The sequence below is a fragment of the Actinosynnema sp. NPDC023587 genome (assembly GCF_040640215.1).
In the GTDB taxonomy this organism is placed as follows: Bacteria; Actinomycetota; Actinomycetes; order Mycobacteriales; family Pseudonocardiaceae; genus Actinosynnema.
This window is the reverse complement of record NZ_JBFABG010000003.1, coordinates 176,396-192,820: the sequence shown is the minus strand read 5'-3', so window position 1 is coordinate 192,820 and position 16,425 is coordinate 176,396. Positions and strand designations below refer to the sequence as shown.

General features: G+C 73.2%; 17 protein-coding genes. 5 read left to right on the top strand and 12 right to left on the bottom strand.

What is annotated here, in order from left to right; all coding sequences use genetic code 11:
- The 6 genes from AB0G01_RS09620 to lpdA form a co-directional block, all read right to left on the bottom strand.
- On the bottom strand, window positions 1-1,014 hold the full coding sequence (locus AB0G01_RS09620; RefSeq protein WP_360941851.1) for a hypothetical protein: 1,014 nt from the start codon (window positions 1,012-1,014) through the stop codon (window positions 1-3).
- A gap of 61 nt (window positions 1,015-1,075) precedes the next feature.
- A complete protein-coding gene (gene lipB, locus AB0G01_RS09615) occupies window positions 1,076-1,819 on the bottom strand; it encodes a lipoyl(octanoyl) transferase LipB (protein WP_360941848.1) in 744 nt (247 codons plus the stop codon).
- On the bottom strand, window positions 1,806-2,423 hold the full coding sequence (locus AB0G01_RS09610) for a phosphatase PAP2 family protein (protein ID WP_360941845.1): 618 nt from the start codon (window positions 2,421-2,423) through the stop codon (window positions 1,806-1,808). The genes lipB and AB0G01_RS09610 overlap by 14 nt, the downstream gene beginning before the upstream one ends.
- Window positions 2,420-3,304, bottom strand: coding sequence for a TIGR01777 family oxidoreductase (locus tag AB0G01_RS09605; RefSeq protein ID WP_360941842.1), 885 nt, complete (start codon window positions 3,302-3,304; stop codon window positions 2,420-2,422). Before AB0G01_RS09605 ends, AB0G01_RS09610 begins: the two co-directional genes overlap by 4 nt.
- Before the next feature lie 138 nt (window positions 3,305-3,442).
- Entirely contained in the window at window positions 3,443-5,314 is a 1,872-nt protein-coding gene (sucB, locus tag AB0G01_RS09600) for a 2-oxoglutarate dehydrogenase, E2 component, dihydrolipoamide succinyltransferase (RefSeq protein WP_360941839.1), read from the bottom strand.
- Between the two features lie 54 nt (window positions 5,315-5,368).
- On the bottom strand, window positions 5,369-6,739 hold the full coding sequence (gene lpdA, locus AB0G01_RS09595) for a dihydrolipoyl dehydrogenase (RefSeq protein ID WP_360941836.1): 1,371 nt from the start codon (window positions 6,737-6,739) through the stop codon (window positions 5,369-5,371).
- Between the two features lie 175 nt (window positions 6,740-6,914).
- Here lpdA and AB0G01_RS09590 point away from each other — a divergent pair, with 175 nt between their 5' ends.
- The gene (locus tag AB0G01_RS09590) at window positions 6,915-7,235 is read left to right on the top strand and encodes an oxidoreductase (protein ID WP_360941834.1); all 321 of its coding nucleotides are present in this window, start codon (window positions 6,915-6,917) and stop codon (window positions 7,233-7,235) included.
- Window positions 7,236-7,287: 52 nt separating this feature from the next.
- On the opposite strand, the gene AB0G01_RS09585 is transcribed toward AB0G01_RS09590, so the two are convergent.
- Window positions 7,288-7,851, bottom strand: a complete 564-nt coding sequence (locus AB0G01_RS09585; protein ID WP_360941831.1) for a TetR/AcrR family transcriptional regulator — start codon at window positions 7,849-7,851, stop codon at window positions 7,288-7,290.
- A 52-nt stretch (window positions 7,852-7,903) separates the two neighbouring features.
- On the opposite strand from AB0G01_RS09585, the gene AB0G01_RS09580 reads away from it, so the two are divergent.
- Window positions 7,904-8,512 carry an NAD(P)H-binding protein gene (locus AB0G01_RS09580; protein ID WP_360941828.1) on the top strand — a complete coding sequence of 203 codons (609 nt, stop codon included), beginning with the start codon at window positions 7,904-7,906 and terminating at the stop codon, window positions 8,510-8,512.
- A 73-nt stretch (window positions 8,513-8,585) separates the two neighbouring features.
- Here AB0G01_RS09580 and AB0G01_RS09575 read toward each other — a convergent pair whose 3' ends face one another.
- Window positions 8,586-10,082 (bottom strand): leucyl aminopeptidase, encoded by a 1,497-nt coding sequence (locus tag AB0G01_RS09575; protein ID WP_360941825.1) that lies wholly within the window; start codon window positions 10,080-10,082, stop codon window positions 8,586-8,588.
- A gap of 196 nt (window positions 10,083-10,278) precedes the next feature.
- On the opposite strand from AB0G01_RS09575, the gene AB0G01_RS09570 reads away from it, so the two are divergent.
- A complete protein-coding gene (locus tag AB0G01_RS09570; RefSeq protein WP_360941822.1) occupies window positions 10,279-11,475 on the top strand; it encodes an amino acid permease in 1,197 nt (398 codons plus the stop codon).
- A 119-nt stretch (window positions 11,476-11,594) separates the two neighbouring features.
- Window positions 11,595-12,695: a branched-chain amino acid aminotransferase gene (locus AB0G01_RS09565; RefSeq protein WP_360941819.1), complete on the top strand. Its 1,101-nt coding sequence runs from the start codon at window positions 11,595-11,597 to the stop codon at window positions 12,693-12,695.
- A gap of 27 nt (window positions 12,696-12,722) precedes the next feature.
- Here the strand turns inward: AB0G01_RS09565 and cobS are convergent, their stop codons facing one another.
- Genes cobS through cobU form a run of 3 tightly spaced genes read right to left on the bottom strand, consistent with a single transcriptional unit; the run spans window position 12,723 to window position 15,071 of the window.
- Window positions 12,723-13,439 carry an adenosylcobinamide-GDP ribazoletransferase gene (gene cobS, locus AB0G01_RS09560; RefSeq protein WP_360941816.1) on the bottom strand — a complete coding sequence of 239 codons (717 nt, stop codon included), beginning with the start codon at window positions 13,437-13,439 and terminating at the stop codon, window positions 12,723-12,725.
- Between the two features lie 40 nt (window positions 13,440-13,479).
- A complete protein-coding gene (gene cobT, locus AB0G01_RS09555; protein WP_360941813.1) occupies window positions 13,480-14,517 on the bottom strand; it encodes a nicotinate-nucleotide--dimethylbenzimidazole phosphoribosyltransferase in 1,038 nt (345 codons plus the stop codon).
- Window positions 14,514-15,071: a bifunctional adenosylcobinamide kinase/adenosylcobinamide-phosphate guanylyltransferase gene (gene cobU / locus AB0G01_RS09550; protein ID WP_360941810.1), complete on the bottom strand. Its 558-nt coding sequence runs from the start codon at window positions 15,069-15,071 to the stop codon at window positions 14,514-14,516. The genes cobT and cobU overlap by 4 nt, the downstream gene beginning before the upstream one ends.
- Before the next feature lie 75 nt (window positions 15,072-15,146).
- On the opposite strand from cobU, the gene AB0G01_RS09545 reads away from it, so the two are divergent.
- Window positions 15,147-15,347 carry a hypothetical protein gene (locus tag AB0G01_RS09545; protein ID WP_360941807.1) on the top strand — a complete coding sequence of 67 codons (201 nt, stop codon included), beginning with the start codon at window positions 15,147-15,149 and terminating at the stop codon, window positions 15,345-15,347.
- Window positions 15,348-15,438: 91 nt separating this feature from the next.
- On the opposite strand, the gene AB0G01_RS09540 is transcribed toward AB0G01_RS09545, so the two are convergent.
- Complete coding sequence (locus AB0G01_RS09540; RefSeq protein ID WP_360941804.1) at window positions 15,439-16,425, bottom strand: aldo/keto reductase family protein; 987 nt, start codon at window positions 16,423-16,425, stop codon at window positions 15,439-15,441.

Genomic DNA, 16,425 nt, shown 5'->3' with positions numbered 1-16,425 from the left:
CTACGAGAGGCTCACCTGGAATCGCCCCGGCGCAGCGGGGTCAAGCAGGGCGTCGAGCACCAGTTCGACCAGCGCCGGGGCGGTGCCGGACCGGTGATCGTCGACCTCCTCGACGAGCACCGCCGCCGTGCCGACCCGGCCGTCCCGCCATCGGACGCGGAGCCCGAGGGTGAGCACGCCGGGCAGCGCGCCGCCGGTGAACCCGATGCCGGCCACGCCGTCCGGTCCGGTCCGGCCGTGCTCCAGGTGGGCCAGGGCGCGCGGGAACCCGTCCAGCGCGCGGAGCAGCCGGTGCAGGCCGGCCGCCGTGCTGCGCGAGGTCGTGCGCGTGAAGGGCCGCTGTCCCGCGTAGCTCTTCGGGACGTTCGGCAGCCGGCCGATGACCTCCAACTGGAGCTGTGGGTCGGCCAGGTACCGCTGGACGTCGACCGCGCGCCCGAGCACCAGCCGCAGCCACTCGCCGAGGAGGGACGGGACCGGGGCGTCCGGCCAGCCGCCCCGGATCGCGGCCGTGCGCAGGGTCCGTTCGCCCAGCCGGTCGCGCAGGTGGTCCAGGGCGGCGTGGTCGCCGTGCCGGGCGGCCACCGCGACCAGGTCGTCCAGGGTGACGGTGGCGTTGGGGTCGTCGGCGGTGAGGCCGTTGGTGGACTTCAGGTCCAACGCGCGCAGGGCTTCCCGGTGCGCGCCGTCGTCCATCCCCAGGTGGTACTTCTCCCAGTCGCCGACGCGGACGCGCTCGCCCGGGTCGGCCTGGCCGCCCCGCACCGCGAGGTCGTAGCCGGCGAGGTGCACCGCCCGCACCGCCGCCGCCAGGGGTTGCCGCTCGTGGGGCCGGTGGGCGAGCCGCCCGCCCCGGCCGTCGTCCAGCACCGCGGCGACGTGCCGGCGGTTCGCGCGCAACCAGCCCAGCCAGTCGTCGGGATCGGGGTCCGCCGCAGCGGGCGAGGAGGGCAGCAGCAGGGCGCTGCCCGCCACACCACAGGCGGAGAGCAGGTGCCGTCGAGTCAGGAGCACGACGAATCTCCCCTCTGGTAGTCCGTAATTCCGGAATACTAGAAGGGGAGATTCGGGGTTGTCAGGGGGTTTGCACCGCGAACGTGACGCCGGCGGCCACCGGTTGTTCACGGATGATCGTGCGCTCGGTCAACGGCAGCACGCCGTCGAGCGCGTCGATCACCGCCTGGCGGGCCAGCGGCAGCACCTCGGCCACCGTGACCTCGCGGTCCAGCTCGTGCGACAGCGACGCGACGCCCGCGTCCCGGATGCCGCACGGGATGATCGCGCCGAAACCGGCCAGGTCCGCGTTGCAGTTGATCTCGAAGCCGTGCATGGTCACGCCGCGCTGCACCCGGATGCCGATCGCCGCGATCTTGCGCTCCACGCCCCGGTCGTCCGCCGCGATCCACACGCCGCTGCGGCCGTCCACCCGGCCGGTGCGCACGCCGAGCTGGTCGCACACGTGGATCAGCGCCTGCTCCAGGCGGCGCACGTACTGCACCACGTCCATCGGCTCGGTCAGGCCGACGATCGGGTAGCCCACGAGCTGGCCGGGACCGTGCCAGGTGATCTTGCCGCCGCGGTCGACGTCGATGACCGGGATGTCGCCGCCCCGGGGGCGCTCCTCGGCCTCGGTGCGCCGGCCGCAGGTGTAGACCGGGGGGTGCTCCAGCAACAGCATCGTGTCGCCGATGTCGCCGTCCGCGCGGGCCTCGACGAGTTCGCGTTGCAGGTCCCACGCGGCCAGGTAGTCGGTGGTGCCCAGCTCGCGCACGTCGATCGGGTCCGTCGAGGTGCGGCAGGAGGGTTCAGGACTGCTCACGCCTCGACCCTACGCCGGCCGGCAGCAGCCGCAGGGCCAGGGCCGCGAGCAGGCCGACCCCCGTCGTGGCCAGCGCCGCGCCCACCGTGTCGGTGAACCAGTGCATGGTCAGCGCCACCCGGCTGGCCGCCGTGAGGGCCACCGCCGCGACCGCCAGCACGACGGCCGTGCGCAGGTGGCGGCGGGCGAGGTGGGCGCACAGCACGACCCCGGTGAACGCCACCGCGGTCACCGCCGTCACGTGCCCGCTCGGGTACGAGGGCAGGTCGAACACCACCGGGCGCACCCGGTCGTAGCCGAACCGGGCGAGGACCGTGCACCACGAGACGCCGAGCAGGACCGCCGCCTTGAGCACCAGCACCTCGCGCGCCAGCAGCGCCCGCAGCCCCAGCGACACCACCGCGACCACCGCCATGCCGGGACTGAGCAGGAAGCTGACCACGTCCGCCGCGCCCACGAAGGCCGGCCCCAGCTCGCGGGCGCGGTCGCGCAGGGCCACGTCCGGCCCCGGCGGGGTCCCGCGCACCGCGATCCCGAGCGCGACCGACGCCAGCACCAGCAGCACGCCCGCCACCGCGACGAGCGCCCGGGGGCCGCCGGTCATCCGGCGACGGCCGCCGCCACCGCCGCGCCCAACGCCGGGTGCAGGAAGTGGAAGCCGTGGCGCTCCAACACCTTGGGCACCGCGCGCTGACCCGCCAGGACGCCCTCCTCGGCGATCCCGCCGAGCACCGCCTTGAGCGCGAACCCGGGCACCACCCACGGCGTCGGCCGGTGCAGCGCGTGCCCGACCGTGCGGGTGAACTCGGCGTTGGTCACCGGGCTCGGCGCGGTCAGGTTCACCGGGCCCTCGACCGACTCGTGCTCCAGCACGAACTGGATCGCGGCGATCGCGTCGTCCAGCGAGATCCACGGCATGTACTGCCGCCCGTCGCCCAGCCGCCCGCCGAGGAAGAACTGGAACAGCGGCTTGAGCTTGCCGAACAACCCGCCCGCCGGGCTGATCACCAGACCGGTGCGCAGCCGCACCACGCGCCGGGACGCCGCCGCCTCGGTGGCCGCCTCCCACTGCCGGCACATCTCGGCCAGGAACCCGGTGCCGGCCGGCGTGGCCTCGTCCACCACCTCGTCCCCGGTGTCGCCGTAGTAGCCCACCGCGCTCGCGTTGACCAGGGTCGGCACCCCGTGCTCGACCACCGCCGAGGCCAGCACCTCGGTCGGCACCGTCCGGCTGTCCAGCAGCACCTGCTTGCGGGCGTGGTCCCAGCGCTTGTCCGCCACCCCCGCGCCGCACAGGTTGACCACCGCGTCCGCGCCGTCCAGCGCGCCGGGGTCGAGCTGCCCGGCGGGCGGGTCCCAGCCGCGCTCGTCGGGCGCGGTCGGCCGGCGGCGGACCAGGCGGACGACCTCGTGCTCCGCGCCGCGCAGCGCGGCGACCAGACTGGTGCCGATGAAACCGGACGAACCCGCGACCACTACCCGCATGCGTTGATCGTCTCGCAGTGACCGGCGTGGTGCACAGCGGCCCGGGTGTCAGGAGCGCCACTGACCCCGCAAAGACCGAAGCCGTTCCGGGACGGGTCCCGGAACGGCTTCGGCGGAAGGTGGCCCGACGGCCTGGGCTCAGAGGCCCAGGTCGGCCTCGAACGCGCCCTCTTCCAGGCGGTTCTTGACGGTGGTGAGGAACCGGCCCGCGTCCGCGCCGTCCACCAGGCGGTGGTCGTAGGTGAGGGCCAGGTAGGCCATCGAGCGGATCGCGATGGTGTCGTCGCCGCTGTCGTCGGTGATCACCACGGCGCGCTTCTTCACCACGCCGACGCCCAGGATGCCGACCTGCGGCTGCTGGATGATCGGGGTGTCGAACAGCGCGCCGTTGCTGCCCAGGTTGGTCAGCGAGAACGTGCCGCCGGTCAGCTCGTCCGGGGTCAGCTTGTTCGACCGGGCCCGCGTCGCCAGGTCGCCGATCTTGTGCGACAGGCCGGCCAGGTTGAGGTCGCCCGCGTTCGCGATCACCGCGTTGAGCAGGCCGCGCTCGGTGTCGATCGCGATACCCAGGTGCTCGGCACCGTGGTAGACGATCTCCTTCTTCTCCTCGTCGATGGACGCGTTCAGCACCGCGTGCTGCTTGAGCGCCTCGACGGCGGCCTTCGCGAAGAACGGCAGGAACGTGAGCTTGGTGCCCTCGCGCTGCTCGAACGCCGCCTTGGCGCGGTTGCGCAGCCGGGCGATCTTGGTGACGTCCACCTCGAACACCTGGGTGAGCTGCGCGGACACCTGGAGCGACTCGCGGGTCCGCTGCGCCACGATCTGCCGCAGGCGGGGCAGCTTCTGCACGGTGCCGCGCTTGCCGCCGTCGGCGGCGGGCGCGGTCGCGACCCGCTGGGCCGGCGCGGACGGTGCGGCGGCGGGTGCGGGGGCCGGGGCCTTGGCGGCCTCGACGGCGGCCAGCACGTCCTGCTTGCGAATCCGGCCGCCGACGCCGGTGCCCTTGAGGGTCCCGAGGTCGATGCCGTTCTCCGAAGCCAGCTTGCGGACCAGCGGCGTCACGTACGGCGCGCCGTCGGCGTCGTCCGACGACCCGGCCTTGGCGTGCTGGGCCGGCTGGGACTGCTGCCGGGCCTCGGGCGCGGGCTGTGCCGGTGCCCGCTCGGCCGGCTTCGCCTCCGGCTCGGGCTGCGCTTCCGGCTCGGCCTTCGGCGCGGGCTTCGGGGCCGGTGCCTGCTCGGCGGGCTTCGCCGCCTGCTGGGCCGACGCCTCCTGGGCCGGTGCCTGCTGGGCCGGTGCGGGCTCGGCCTTCGGGGCGGGGGAGCCCGAGCCGACGACCGCGAGCTGACCGCCGACCTCGACGGTCTCGTCCTCGCCCGCGGTGATCTCCAGCAGCGTGCCCGCGACCGGGGACGGGATCTCGGTGTCGACCTTGTCGGTGGACACCTCCAGCAGCGGCTCGTCGACCGCGACCGAGTCGCCGACCTGCTTCAGCCAGCGGGTCACGGTGCCCTCGGTGACGCTCTCGCCGAGCGCCGGCATGGTCACCGGGGTGCCCTCGGCCGCGTCGCCGGACGGCGCGGACTCCTGCTCCTCGGCCGGGGCGGCCTGCTCGGCCGGCTCCTCGTCCCGCGCTTCGGGGGCCTGCTCCTCGGCGGACTCCTGGTCACCGGCGTCCTGCCCACCGGACTCCTGGCCGGCGGACTCCTGGCCGGCGGACTCCTGCCCGGCGGACTCCTGTTCCGGGGAGGAATCCTGCGCGGGAGCGGCGTCGCCGTCGCCGATGACGGCGAGCTCCGCGCCGACGTCGACGGTCTCGTCCTCCTGGACGACGATCTTCTGGAGGACACCCGCCGCCGGGGACGGGATCTCGGTGTCCACCTTGTCGGTCGACACCTCCAGCAACGGCTCGTCGACCTCGACGCGGTCACCCTCCTGCTTCAACCAGCGGGTGACCGTGCCCTCGGTGACGCTTTCGCCGAGTGCGGGCATTTGGACGGAGAAGGCCATCGTTCGCTGACTCCTCGTGCGTGGGTCGGGTATCGGCTGACTGGGGTGCGACGGTCAGCCGTGCACGTGCAGCGGCTTGCCGGCCAGGGCGAGGAAGGCCTCGCCGAGGGCTTCTGTCTGGGTCGGGTGGGCGTGGATCAGCGGAGCCACGTCCTCGGGGTGGGCCTCCCAGCTATAAATGAGCTGGGCTTCCCCGATCAGCTCGCCGACCCGCTCGCCGACCATGGTGACACCGACGACCGGGCCGTCGGGTGCCTTGACCAGCTTCACGCCGCCGGCGGTCTTCAGGATCTGGGACTTGCCGTTGCCCGCCAGGTCGTAGACGAACGTCTCGACCGAACCGTACTTCTCCTTGGCCGCGGCCTCGGAGAGACCCACCGAGGCGACCTCCGGCTTGCAGTAGGTGACCCGCGGGATGCCGGCCTCGTCGATGACCTTCGGGTGCTGCCCGGCGATCTCCTCCGCGACGAAGATGCCCTGCTGGAACCCCCGGTGCGCGAGCTGGAGGCCGGGCACGATGTCGCCGACGGCGAAGACGTTCGGCAGGGTGGTGCGCAGCCGCTCGTCGGTGACCACGAAGCCGCGCTCGATCGCGACGCCGGCCTCCTCGTAGCCGTGGCCGGCGGTGTTCGGGCCGCGACCGACGGCGACCAGCAGCAGGTCGGCGTCCAGCACGTCGCCGGACTCCAGCCGCACCGAGACGCCGGAATCGGTCTGCGTCGCGCCGGTGAACTTCACGCCGGTCTTGAACTTGATGCCGCGCCGGCGGAAGGCGCGCTCCAACTGCTTGGAGGCGTACTCGTCCTCGGCGGGGACCAGGCGGGGCAGCGCCTCCACGATGGTCACGTCCGCGCCGAACGAGGCCCACACGCTGGCGAACTCCACGCCGATCACGCCGCCGCCGAGCACTACTACCTTCTCCGGCACGTGGTCCAGGTTCAGCGCCTGGTCGCTGGTGACGACCCGGCCGCCGATCTCCAGACCGGGCAGGCTGCGCGCGTAGGAACCGGTGGCCAGCACGACGTTCTTGCCGGTGTACCGGTCGCCGCCCACCTCGACGGTGTTCGGGCCGACGAACGTGCCCGCGCCCTCCACGAGGGTGACCTTGTTCGCCTTCGCCAAGCCCTGGAGGCCCTTGTACAGGCGGCTGACCACACCGTCCTTGTAGGAGTTCACGCCGGCCATGTCGATGCCCTCCAGGGAGGACTTCACGCCGAACTGGTCGCCTTCGCGGGCGTTGTCCGCGACCTCGGCGGCGTGCAGCAGCGCCTTGGTCGGGATGCAGCCGCGGTGCAGGCAGGTGCCCCCCAGCTTGTCCTTCTCGACCAGGACGACGGACAGGCCGAGCTCGGCCGCGCGGAACGCGCAGGCGTAGCCGCCCGAGCCGCCACCGAGGATCACAAGGTCGGCGGAGGTGTCGGTCACGGGATCTCCCTGGAGGGCTTGTTGCCTTACATCGCGCGGGTGCGCGCGGGTGATTGCCATCTTGTCACTACTTCACGGGGTACGGCGACGCGGTGTCCTCTTCGGAGGATTTGCCCACGCCTTCACACCCGCGCCGGCACCATGGTCGCCAGGAGTCGCTACGGGAGGTGGCCCGGTGGGCCTGTTCGACCGTTTTCGCAGGAAGCAGCGCCCAGGCGTGCTGCGGTCGTCCACGTCCACGGATACCGGTCACCTGGAGAAGTGGGCGGCGGACCGGCGCGGGGTCGAGGCGTACGTGGAGCCCAAGACCACCGTGACGGAAACCACGGTGGTGCTGGTCGCGCACGACGGCGAGTGGACCCGGCGGCGCATCGACGGGTCCGACGGCGCGAAGAAGTTGGCGAAGAAACTGCGCATCCCGATCTACGACGCGGGCATCGTGGGTTACCCGAAGCGGATGCGCGAGTACTCCCGCCGCAAGGAGCAGAACGGCTGAGCGCCGCCCGGTGCGCGGGTAACCGGCATTCCGCCCGGGTCGGCGGTGCCGGTCAGCCGAGGCCGGACCAGAGCGCGGCGACGATTCCGCGCGGGTCGGTGGGCCAGTCGGTGAAGAACCCCAGGAACACGGCGTACTGGCACGCGCCGAGCAGCAGCCCGGCCGCCGCGCGGGGGTCCGCCGACGCCGGTAGTCGACCGATTTCCCGTTCCGCCGCGAGGTAGCCCGCCAACGCCTCGACCAGCAGGTGGGGGCCTGTGCCCCGGTGCCGGAGCACATCCCTGTGCGCGGCCAGCAAAGTCGGTTCGGAGAAGACCGACGCGGCGATCGGGAACGTTTCGGTGTAGAAGCCGAGCGCGGTGCGCGCGACCCGTTCCAGGTTTTCCCGGACGTCGCCCTCGCCCGCGCGCAGTTCGGCGAGCAGCGCGCCGAGGTCGCTCGGCACGCGTTCTTTCAGCACCGCCAGGAACAACCCGGTCTTGTCCTGGAAATGCTTGTACAGCGCCGCTTCCGACAGTTCCGCCGCCTTCGCGATCTCCTTGGTCGTCGCGCGGGCGAGCCCTTTCGTCCGCATCACGTGGGCCGCCGCGTCGAGGATGCGGTCGCGTGTGGTCATGTGGTAATCCTAGTGGTTAGTGAGTACTCACCAACCACCGAGGGGGTTCGACGTGAAGATCACCGTGTTCGGAGCGAGCGGCGGCACCGGGGCCCAGGTCGTGGCACGGGCGCGGGCCGCCGGGCACGAGGTCACCGCCGTCGTGCGGACGGCGAACGGGCGCGACGCGGTGGCCGACGTGACCGACCCGGAGTCGATCGGGTCGGTGGTCGCGGGCGCGGACGTGGTGGTCACCGCGATCGGCACGCGGGGGCGCGGGCCGACCACGGTGCAGGCCGACAGCACGGCGACCATCGTGCGGGCGATGCGGGCCCGGGGACTGCGGCGGCTGATCGTGGTCAGCAACAGCGGCATGACGGTGGACGAGCAGGACACCGCGCCGAGCCGCTACCTGGTCAAGCCCGTGCTGCGGCGGGTGCTGCGGGACGCGTGGGGCGACATGGCGGCGATGGAGCGGGTGGTCCGGGCGAGCGGTCTGGAGTGGACGATCGTCCGGCCGCCCCGGCTGACCGACGGCGGGCACACCGGCGAGTACCGGACGGCGGTGGACGCGAACCTGAGGCGGGGCAACACCATCTCGCGCGCGGACCTGGCGGACCTGATCGTGGCCTGCGCCGAGGACCCGTCCACGGCGGGGCAGGCGATCGCGGTGGGGTACTGAGCGCGCGGGTCGCGGCGGAAGCGCGGAGGGGGACCCGCCGTGCTGCGGGTCCCCCTCCGCCGAGGTCGGAAGATCAGCCGTTCGCGGCGATGTCCGCCAGCACGGCGGCCAGCGTGCGGACCGGCACGCCGGTGCCGCCCTTGGTGGTGTACCCGTGCGGCGCACCGGAGTGGAACGACGGGCCCGCGATGTCGACGTGCGCCCACGGCACCCCGTCGGCGACGAACTCGCGCAGGAAGATCCCGGCCACCAGCATCCCGCCGAAGCGGTGCCCGGCGATGTTCGCCAGGTCCGCGACCCGCGAGTCCAGGTCGCCGCGCAGCTCCTCGGGCAGCGGCATGGCCCAGGCGTTCTCGCCCACCGCGCGGCCGAGCGCCGCGACGCGGTCGCGGAACTCGTCGGAGCCCATCACGCCGGCCGTCCGCTTGCCCAGCGACACGACCTGCGCGCCGGTGAGCGTGGAGGTCTCGATCAGGTAGTCCGGCCCGTCCTCGCACGCCCGCGCGATCGCGTCGGACAGCACCAGGCGGCCCTCGGCGTCGGTGTTGAGCACCTCGACGGTCTTGCCGCCGTACATGGTGAGCACGTCGCCAGGCCGGTACGCGGTGCCCGACGGCATGTTCTCCGCCAGCGGGGCCCACGCGGTGACCTCCAGCGGGTACTTCAGCTTCGCCGCCAGCACGACCGTCGCCACGACCGCCGCCGCACCGCTCATGTCCGAGGTCATCTCGTCCATGCCCGCCGCCGGCTTGATGGAGATGCCGCCGGTGTCGAAGGTGATGCCCTTGCCCACCAGGGCGACCTTCTTGCCCGCGCGCGGACCCCGGTAGGTCACCCGGACCAGGCGCGGCGGCCGGGACGAACCCGAGCCGACGCCGAGGATGCCCCCGAAGCCCTGCTTGCGCAGCGCCTTCTCGTCCAGGACCTCGACCTCCAGCCCGTCGACGCCCTGGGCCAGCGCCGTCGCCCGCTCCGCGAAGGAGGCCGGGAAGAGGTCGTTCGGCGGGGTGTTGATCAGGTCGCGGGTCGCGGCGACGGCCTCCGCGACCGCGGTGGACGCCTTGAGGGTCGCGCGGTGCGCCTTGATCGTGCCCCCGGTGGGCGCGACCAGGTCGACGCGGGCCACCGGGGCCTCGCCGGCCGACGACTTGTAGGCGGTGAACTGGTACGCGCCGAGCACCGTGCCCTCGACGGCCGCACCGAGGTGGATCGCGGAGAGCGTGGTGGTGGCGCGCTTCTTGCCGACCAGGGCGCGGGCGGCGGCACCGGACGCGCGGCGCACCTGCTCCTCGTCGACCTGGTCGCCGTCCGCCTTGCCCAGGCCCACGGCGATCAGGAGGGGCGCGGCGAGCTTGCCGAGGGTGGGGACGGAGACGATCTCCTCGGCCTTGCCGGTCGCGCCCAGGGTGGTGAGGATGGCCGGCAACCCGCCGTCGAACGCGGCGTTCACCGCCGCCGCGGCACCCGTGAGGACGAGGCCGTCCGGCCCCTGGATGGTGCCCACCACCACGGCGTCGACGGGTGTAGTGCTCAGCTCACTGTCGGTGATGGCCAGTTTGGGGGCGGTCACTGCGGCTCCTTGACGGGGTCCTCCCGGCACTTCCTGGTCGTGCGGCGGGAACGTGGGTGGATCGTGACGAATGCTAAAGGTCTTGGTCAGAGAGGGGACCGCCGCACCTTCGATAGCGGAAAGTAACAATTAACACGATCGTGGGTCGACCGGCCGGCCGTCAGCGGTCCTCCGGTCCGTCTGGGACTGTGTAGCGGTGACTGCCACGCCCCGCGCGGGGGCCGTGGTGCTCGCGCTCGGTGCGACCCTGGGTGCCGGAATCCTCGTCGGATTCGCACCCGCCGCCGCCGTCGCGGGCCCGTGGTTCCTCCCCGCGCTCGTCCTCGCCGCCCTCACCGCGCTCTGCTGCGCCTACTCCACGGCCGACCAGCAGCGGGCCTACCCGGACGCGGCCGGCGGCTACGCCTACATCCGCAACCAGCTCGGACCGTGGCCGGCCCGGATCGGCGCGAGCGCGCACCTGATCGGCCGGGCCGGGCTGGCGGCGGCGGTGGCCGGGGCGTTCGGGGCCTACGTGTTCCCGGCGGACCGGGTGGCGGCCGGGCTCGGCGTGCTCGTGCTGACGGCGGTGGTCGGCCGGTACTGGGCCCGGTTCGTGGCCTGGGCGGCGGTGCTGGTGGTGCTCGCCGTGCTCGGGGTCGTCGTCCTGGTGTGCTTCTCGGTCGCGCCGGCGGCGAACCCGGTCGGACCGGTCGAGGCGGCCGGGTTCGACGGGATCATGGGCGCGTCGGGCCTGATGTTCGCGGCCTTCACCGGGTTCGAGCGGATCACCGCGCCCGTGCGCGGAGACCGGGTGTTCTCCCCGGGCGTGCTGCGGGTGGCGATCCCGGTGCTGGTGGTGGTGGTGCTGGTGGTCACGCTCGGCGTCGGTGCCGCCGTGGTGCACCAGCTCGGGGCGGCCCGGCTGGCGCTGTCGCCGGCACCCCTGCGCGACGCGCTGGTGGCGGCGGACGGGCGGTCCCTGCTGCCGCTGCTGGCGGTCGGTGCGGCGGTGGCGGCGGTGTCGGTGCTGATCTTCGTGCTAGGCGGCGCGCGGCGCACGCTGCTCGGGCTGGTGGAGAACGGGGACCTGCCGAACATCCGCGCGCGGTGGCCGTTGGAGGTGGTGGCGGTCGCGTTGGCCGCGTCGGCGTTCCTGCTGCTGCCCACCGCCACGGCGTTCGCGGTCGGGGCGTGCGGCACGGCGTTCTACTACGGCTTCACCAACGCGTCGGCGCGGGTGCTGCTCCAGGAGGACCGGACCTGGCCGATGCGCACGGCGTGCCTGGGGCTGGGGCTGTCGGTGCTGCTGGCGATGAGCGCGCCGGCCGACGCGCTGCTCATCACCGGGATCGGGTTGGTGGTGGGCACGGGGCTGCTCGGGCTCGGGCGCATCCGCCAGTCGGTCGGGTGACGCGGGGCGCGGGTGGCGGGCGCGAGGTGGACCCGTACGTGCGTGGCCACCGCGAAGTCGGACGTCCGAGCGTCGGGACGACGATTTTCCGAAGTCCCACCGGCGGCTAGTGTGCTGGCATGACGACCGCGTTGCCTTTCACCCGGACCCCCAATCCGCAGCCGGCGACCCCGGAGCGGGTCGCGGAGGTACTCGCCAATCCGGGCTTCGGGCAGCACTTCACCGACCACATGGTGACGATCCGCTGGAACCGCGAACAGGGCTGGCACGACGCCGCAGTCGAGCCGTACCACTCGCTGGAGCTGGACCCGGCGGCCATGGTGCTGCACTACGGCCAGGCGATCTTCGAAGGGCTCAAGGCGTACCGCCGGCCCGACGGGTCGATCGCGTCCTTCCGGCCCGAGGCGAACGCCGAGCGCTTCCGCGCGTCCGCCCGCCGGCTCGCCATGCCCGAGCTGCCCGACGAGCTGTTCCTGGGCTCGGTCCGGGAACTCGTCGGGATCGACAGCCGGTGGGTGCCCGCCGACCACGAGGAGTCGCTGTACCTGCGGCCGTTCATGTACTCGTCGGAGAAGGGCCTCGGCGTGCGGCCCTCGTCCGAGTACGTCTACGTGCTCATCGCCTCGCCCGCCGGGTCGTACTTCTCGGGCGGCCTCAAGCCGGTGACGGTGTGGCTGTCCACCGAGTACGTGCGCGCGACGCCGGGCGGCACCGGCGCGGCCAAGTTCGCGGGCAACTACGCGGCGTCGCTGGTGGCGCAGGCCCAGGCCGCCGAGCAGGGCTGCGACCAGGTGGTGTGGCTGGACGCCGTGGAGCGGCGCTGGGTCGAGGAGATGGGCGGGATGAACCTGTTCTTCGTCCTCGGCTCCGGCGCGGACGCGCGGATCGTCACGCCCGAGCTGTCCGGCGCGCTGCTGCCGGGCATCACCCGGAACTCGCTGCTGCGGCTGGCCGCCGACTTCGGCTACGCGGTGGAGGAGCGGCGCTTCTCCACCGAGGAGTGGGAGAAGAAGGCCGGGTCCGGCGAGCTGACCGAGGTGTTCGCCTGCGGCACGGCCGCGGTGATCACGCCGGTCGGCCACGTGAAGCACGCCGGTGGCGAGTTCAGCGTGTCGGGCGGGGCGACCGGCGAGGTGACCCTCCGGCTGCGGGCAGGGCTGACCGGCATCCAGCAGGGTCTGGCCGAGGACCCGCACGGCTGGATGACCACGCTGGCCTGAGCCGGCCGGACCGGCCCGGTGGGTGTCTCACGGGGAGAGTGAGCAGACGGCGAGCACCACGAGGCTCGCCGTCTCGCACGCCGCGCCGAGCACGTCGCCGGTGATCCCGCCGAACCGGCGGCGGGTGTGCCGGATCAGCAGCAGCACGAGCGCGCCGGCCAGCACGACGGCGATCGGCCCGTGCCACGGGGACACGAAGCAGCCCGCCGCGATGAGCGCCAGCCACCACGCGAGGGCGACGGGTGCCGGTTGGGTGCCCGCGACGAGCGCGCCCAGCCCCTCCGGGCGGGCGGCCGGGATGCCGTTCCGGCAGCACAGGACGAACGCCGCGCGTCCGGTGGTCAGCGCCAGGACCACCGCGCCCCACGACACGGCGGGGAGCGCGCCGGCCTCCCCGCCCAGGACGACGATCAGCGCGACGACCCCGAACGGGCCCGCGCCGCCCTGCTTCATGACCTCCAGGGCGCGTTCGGGCGGGCCGTAGCAGCCCAGCCCGTCGGCGGTGTCGGCCAGGCCGTCCAGGTGCATGCCCCGGGTGGCCAGCGCCAGACCCCCGACCACCAGGAAACCGGCCGGCAGCGGGGGAGCGCCGAGGAGCGCGAGGCCGTGCAGCGCGGCGGCGGACGCGAGGCCGAGCAGGAGACCGACGAGCGGTGCGCACGTGATGGCGCGCCCGGCCGACCGCGCGTCCACGTGGTCGACGTGCACCGGCAGCACGGTCAGCCAGGACAGGGCCAAGCGCATCAGGCGGTGCCCGGGGGCGTGCCGGGGGGCGGGCCGTCCATCAGGCCGGCCCGGACACGCCCGCGCCGTCGAAGGTCGCCATCTCCGCGAGGACCTTCGTCGCCATCGCGACCAGCGGGAGCGCGGCGACCGCGCCGGTGCCCTCGCCGAGCCGGAGGTCGAAGTCGAGCAGCGGCTCCAGGCCGAGGTGGTTGAGCGCCAGGGCGTGCGCGGGCTCCGCCGACTTGTGCCCGGCCACCCACCACTCACGGGCACCGGGGGCGAGCTCCTCGGCGACGATCGCCGCCGCCCCGACGACGACCCCGTCCAGGATCACCGGGGTGCGGCGCACCGCCGCCTGGGCCAGGAAGCCCGCGATGGCGGCGATGTCCGCGCCGGAGGCGGTGGCGAGCAGTCGCACGGGGTCGCTGATCACCGGGCGGGCGCGGCGCAGCGCGTCCCGGATCGCGGCGGTCTTGCGCATCCACCCCCGGTCGTCCACGCCCGTGCCCCGGCCGACCACGGCCACCGGCTCGGACCCGGTGAGGGCGGCGATCAGCACGGCGGACGGGGTGGTGTTGCCGATCCCCATGTCGCCGGCGATCAGGATGTCCGCACCGCCGTCGACCTCGTCGTCCACCAGCCTGCGACCGAGCTCGATCGCCTGCTCGGCCTCCTCGCGGGTCAGCGCGTCCTCGCGGTCGATCGACCCCGAGCCGCGACGGACTTTGGAGTCGCCCACGGAGGTGTCCGAGTCGACCGCCACGTCGACCACCCGGACGGTCGCGCCGGCGACCGTGGCCAGCACGTTCACCGCCGCGCCACCGGCCAGGAAGTTCGCCACCATCTGACCGGTGACCTCGCTCGGGTAGGCGGACACGCCGTGCCGGGCGACGCCGTGATCGCCCGCGAAGACGATCACCCGCGGCCGGGTGAACGGTCGCGGCGGGCACGCGCCCTGGCACGCGGCCACCCAGACGCCCAGCTCCTCCAGCTTGCCCAGCGAGCCGGCGGGTTTCGTCAGCACCCCGTGCCGGGCGACGGCCTCGCGGCGGGTGCCCTCGTTCGGCGGGTCGACGGGCGGGAACACGATGGTCACCGAGTACCTCCGGCTTCGCGCAGTCGCAGTGGGATTCCGGCGACGACCAGCAGCACCTCGTCGCAGACCTCGGCCAGCCGCGCGTTGAGCGAACCGAGGTGATCCCGGAAGAGCCTGCCAGAATGCGTGCCGGGCACCACCCCCAGCCCGACTTCCGCCGAGACCAGGACCAGTCGGGCGCGGGTCTGGGACACTGCGTCCACGAGCTGCCGGCACCGCTGCTCGACCTCGGCGATGCCGTGCCCCTCCCACGCGCCCGCGTCGTCCAGCGCGCCGGCCAGCCACGTCGCCAGGTCGTCCACCAGGATCGGCGGGTCGCTCTCGGCGGTGGCGGTGAGCAGCGCGACCAGGTCGCCCGGGGCCGGGGCCTCGACGGTGTGCCACGTGGTGGGGCGGCGGGCCACGTGCTGCGCGATGCGCAGCGACCAGTCCACGTCGTCGGGGTAGCGGCGGGCGGTCGCCACGTAGGTGACGACGTCATCCGTGACCAGGCCCTCGGCGTGGGCCGACTTGCCTGATCGCGCGCCGCCCAGGACCAGTGTCCGACGCGTCACACCGCACTCCATCCGGGTTGGGAAGACATAGCCTGACCAGGAGACGTTACCTGGAATACAGCACGGGAGGCCGTCGTGGAGTACCGCTGGCGGTACCAGGACGAGCAGGGCCGGGAGCTCGACGGACCGGCTGTGGAATTCTCGGGCCAGGGCGAGGCCGAGGACTGGTTCAACGCCTCGTGGGAATCGCTGGCCGCGCTCGGGGTCGCCCAGGTGACGCTGCTGCGCAGCGAATCCGAGGTGTACGGGCCGATGTCGTTGTCGCCCGTGAAGTGATGCCTGCCGTGCGGTGATGCCGGCGTGCGGTGGAGCAGGCCGTGCGGTGGAGCAGGAGGAAGGCCCCCGCTCGGCGGGGGCCTTCGTCAGGTCACGGGGTGACGGTGTGGCGGGGGTCCGTCTCGACGACGCCGTCCAGGACCTCGTCGATCTTCTCCAGCAGTCCGGCGTCGAGCTTCACGCCGGCGGCCTTGACGTTCTCGGTCACCTGCTCGGGGCGGGAAGCGCCGATGATGGCCGAGGCCACGTTCGGGTTCTGGAGCACCCACGCGACGGCGAGCTGGGCGAGGGACAGCCCGGCCTCCTCGGCGAGCGGCTTCAGGTTCTGGACCTTCTCCAGGACCTCGTCGCGCAGCAGGCGGCCGATGAACTTCGAGCCGTTCTCGTCGGTCGCGCGGGAGCCGGCGGGGACGGGCTGACCGGGCAGGTACTTGCCGGTGAGCACGCCCTGGGCGATCGGGGACCAGACGATCTGGCTGATGCCCTCGCGCTCGGAGGTCGGGACGACCTGCGGTTCGATGACCCGCCACAGCATCGAGTACTGGGGCTGGTTGGAGATGAAGGGCACGTTGAGCTCGCGGGCGAGCGCCGCGCCCCGGGCGATCTGCTCGGCGTTCCACTCCGAGACCCCGATGTAGAGGGCCTTGCCCTGGCGGACGACGTCCGCGAAGGCCTGCATGGTCTCCTCCAGCGGGACCGTGCGGTCGAAGCGGTGCGCCTGGTAGAGGTCGACGTAGTCGGTCTTGAGCCGCTTCAGCGAACCGTTGATCGACTCGTGGATGTGCTTGCGACCGAGCCCCTTGTCGTTGGGACCGCCGGGGCCGGTGGGCCAGAAGACCTTGGTGAAGATCTCGACGGACTCGCGGCGCTCACCGTCCAGGGCGCGGCCGAGCACCTCCTCGGCCTTCGTGTTGGCGTACACGTCGGCGGTGTCGAAGGTGGTGATGCCGGCGTCGAGCGCGGCCCGGACGCAGGCGGTGGCCTGGTCTTCCTCGACCTGCGAGCCGTGGGTGAGCCAGTTGCCGTACGAGATCTCGCTGATGTTCAGGCCGCTGCGGCCGAGACGTCGGAACTCCAT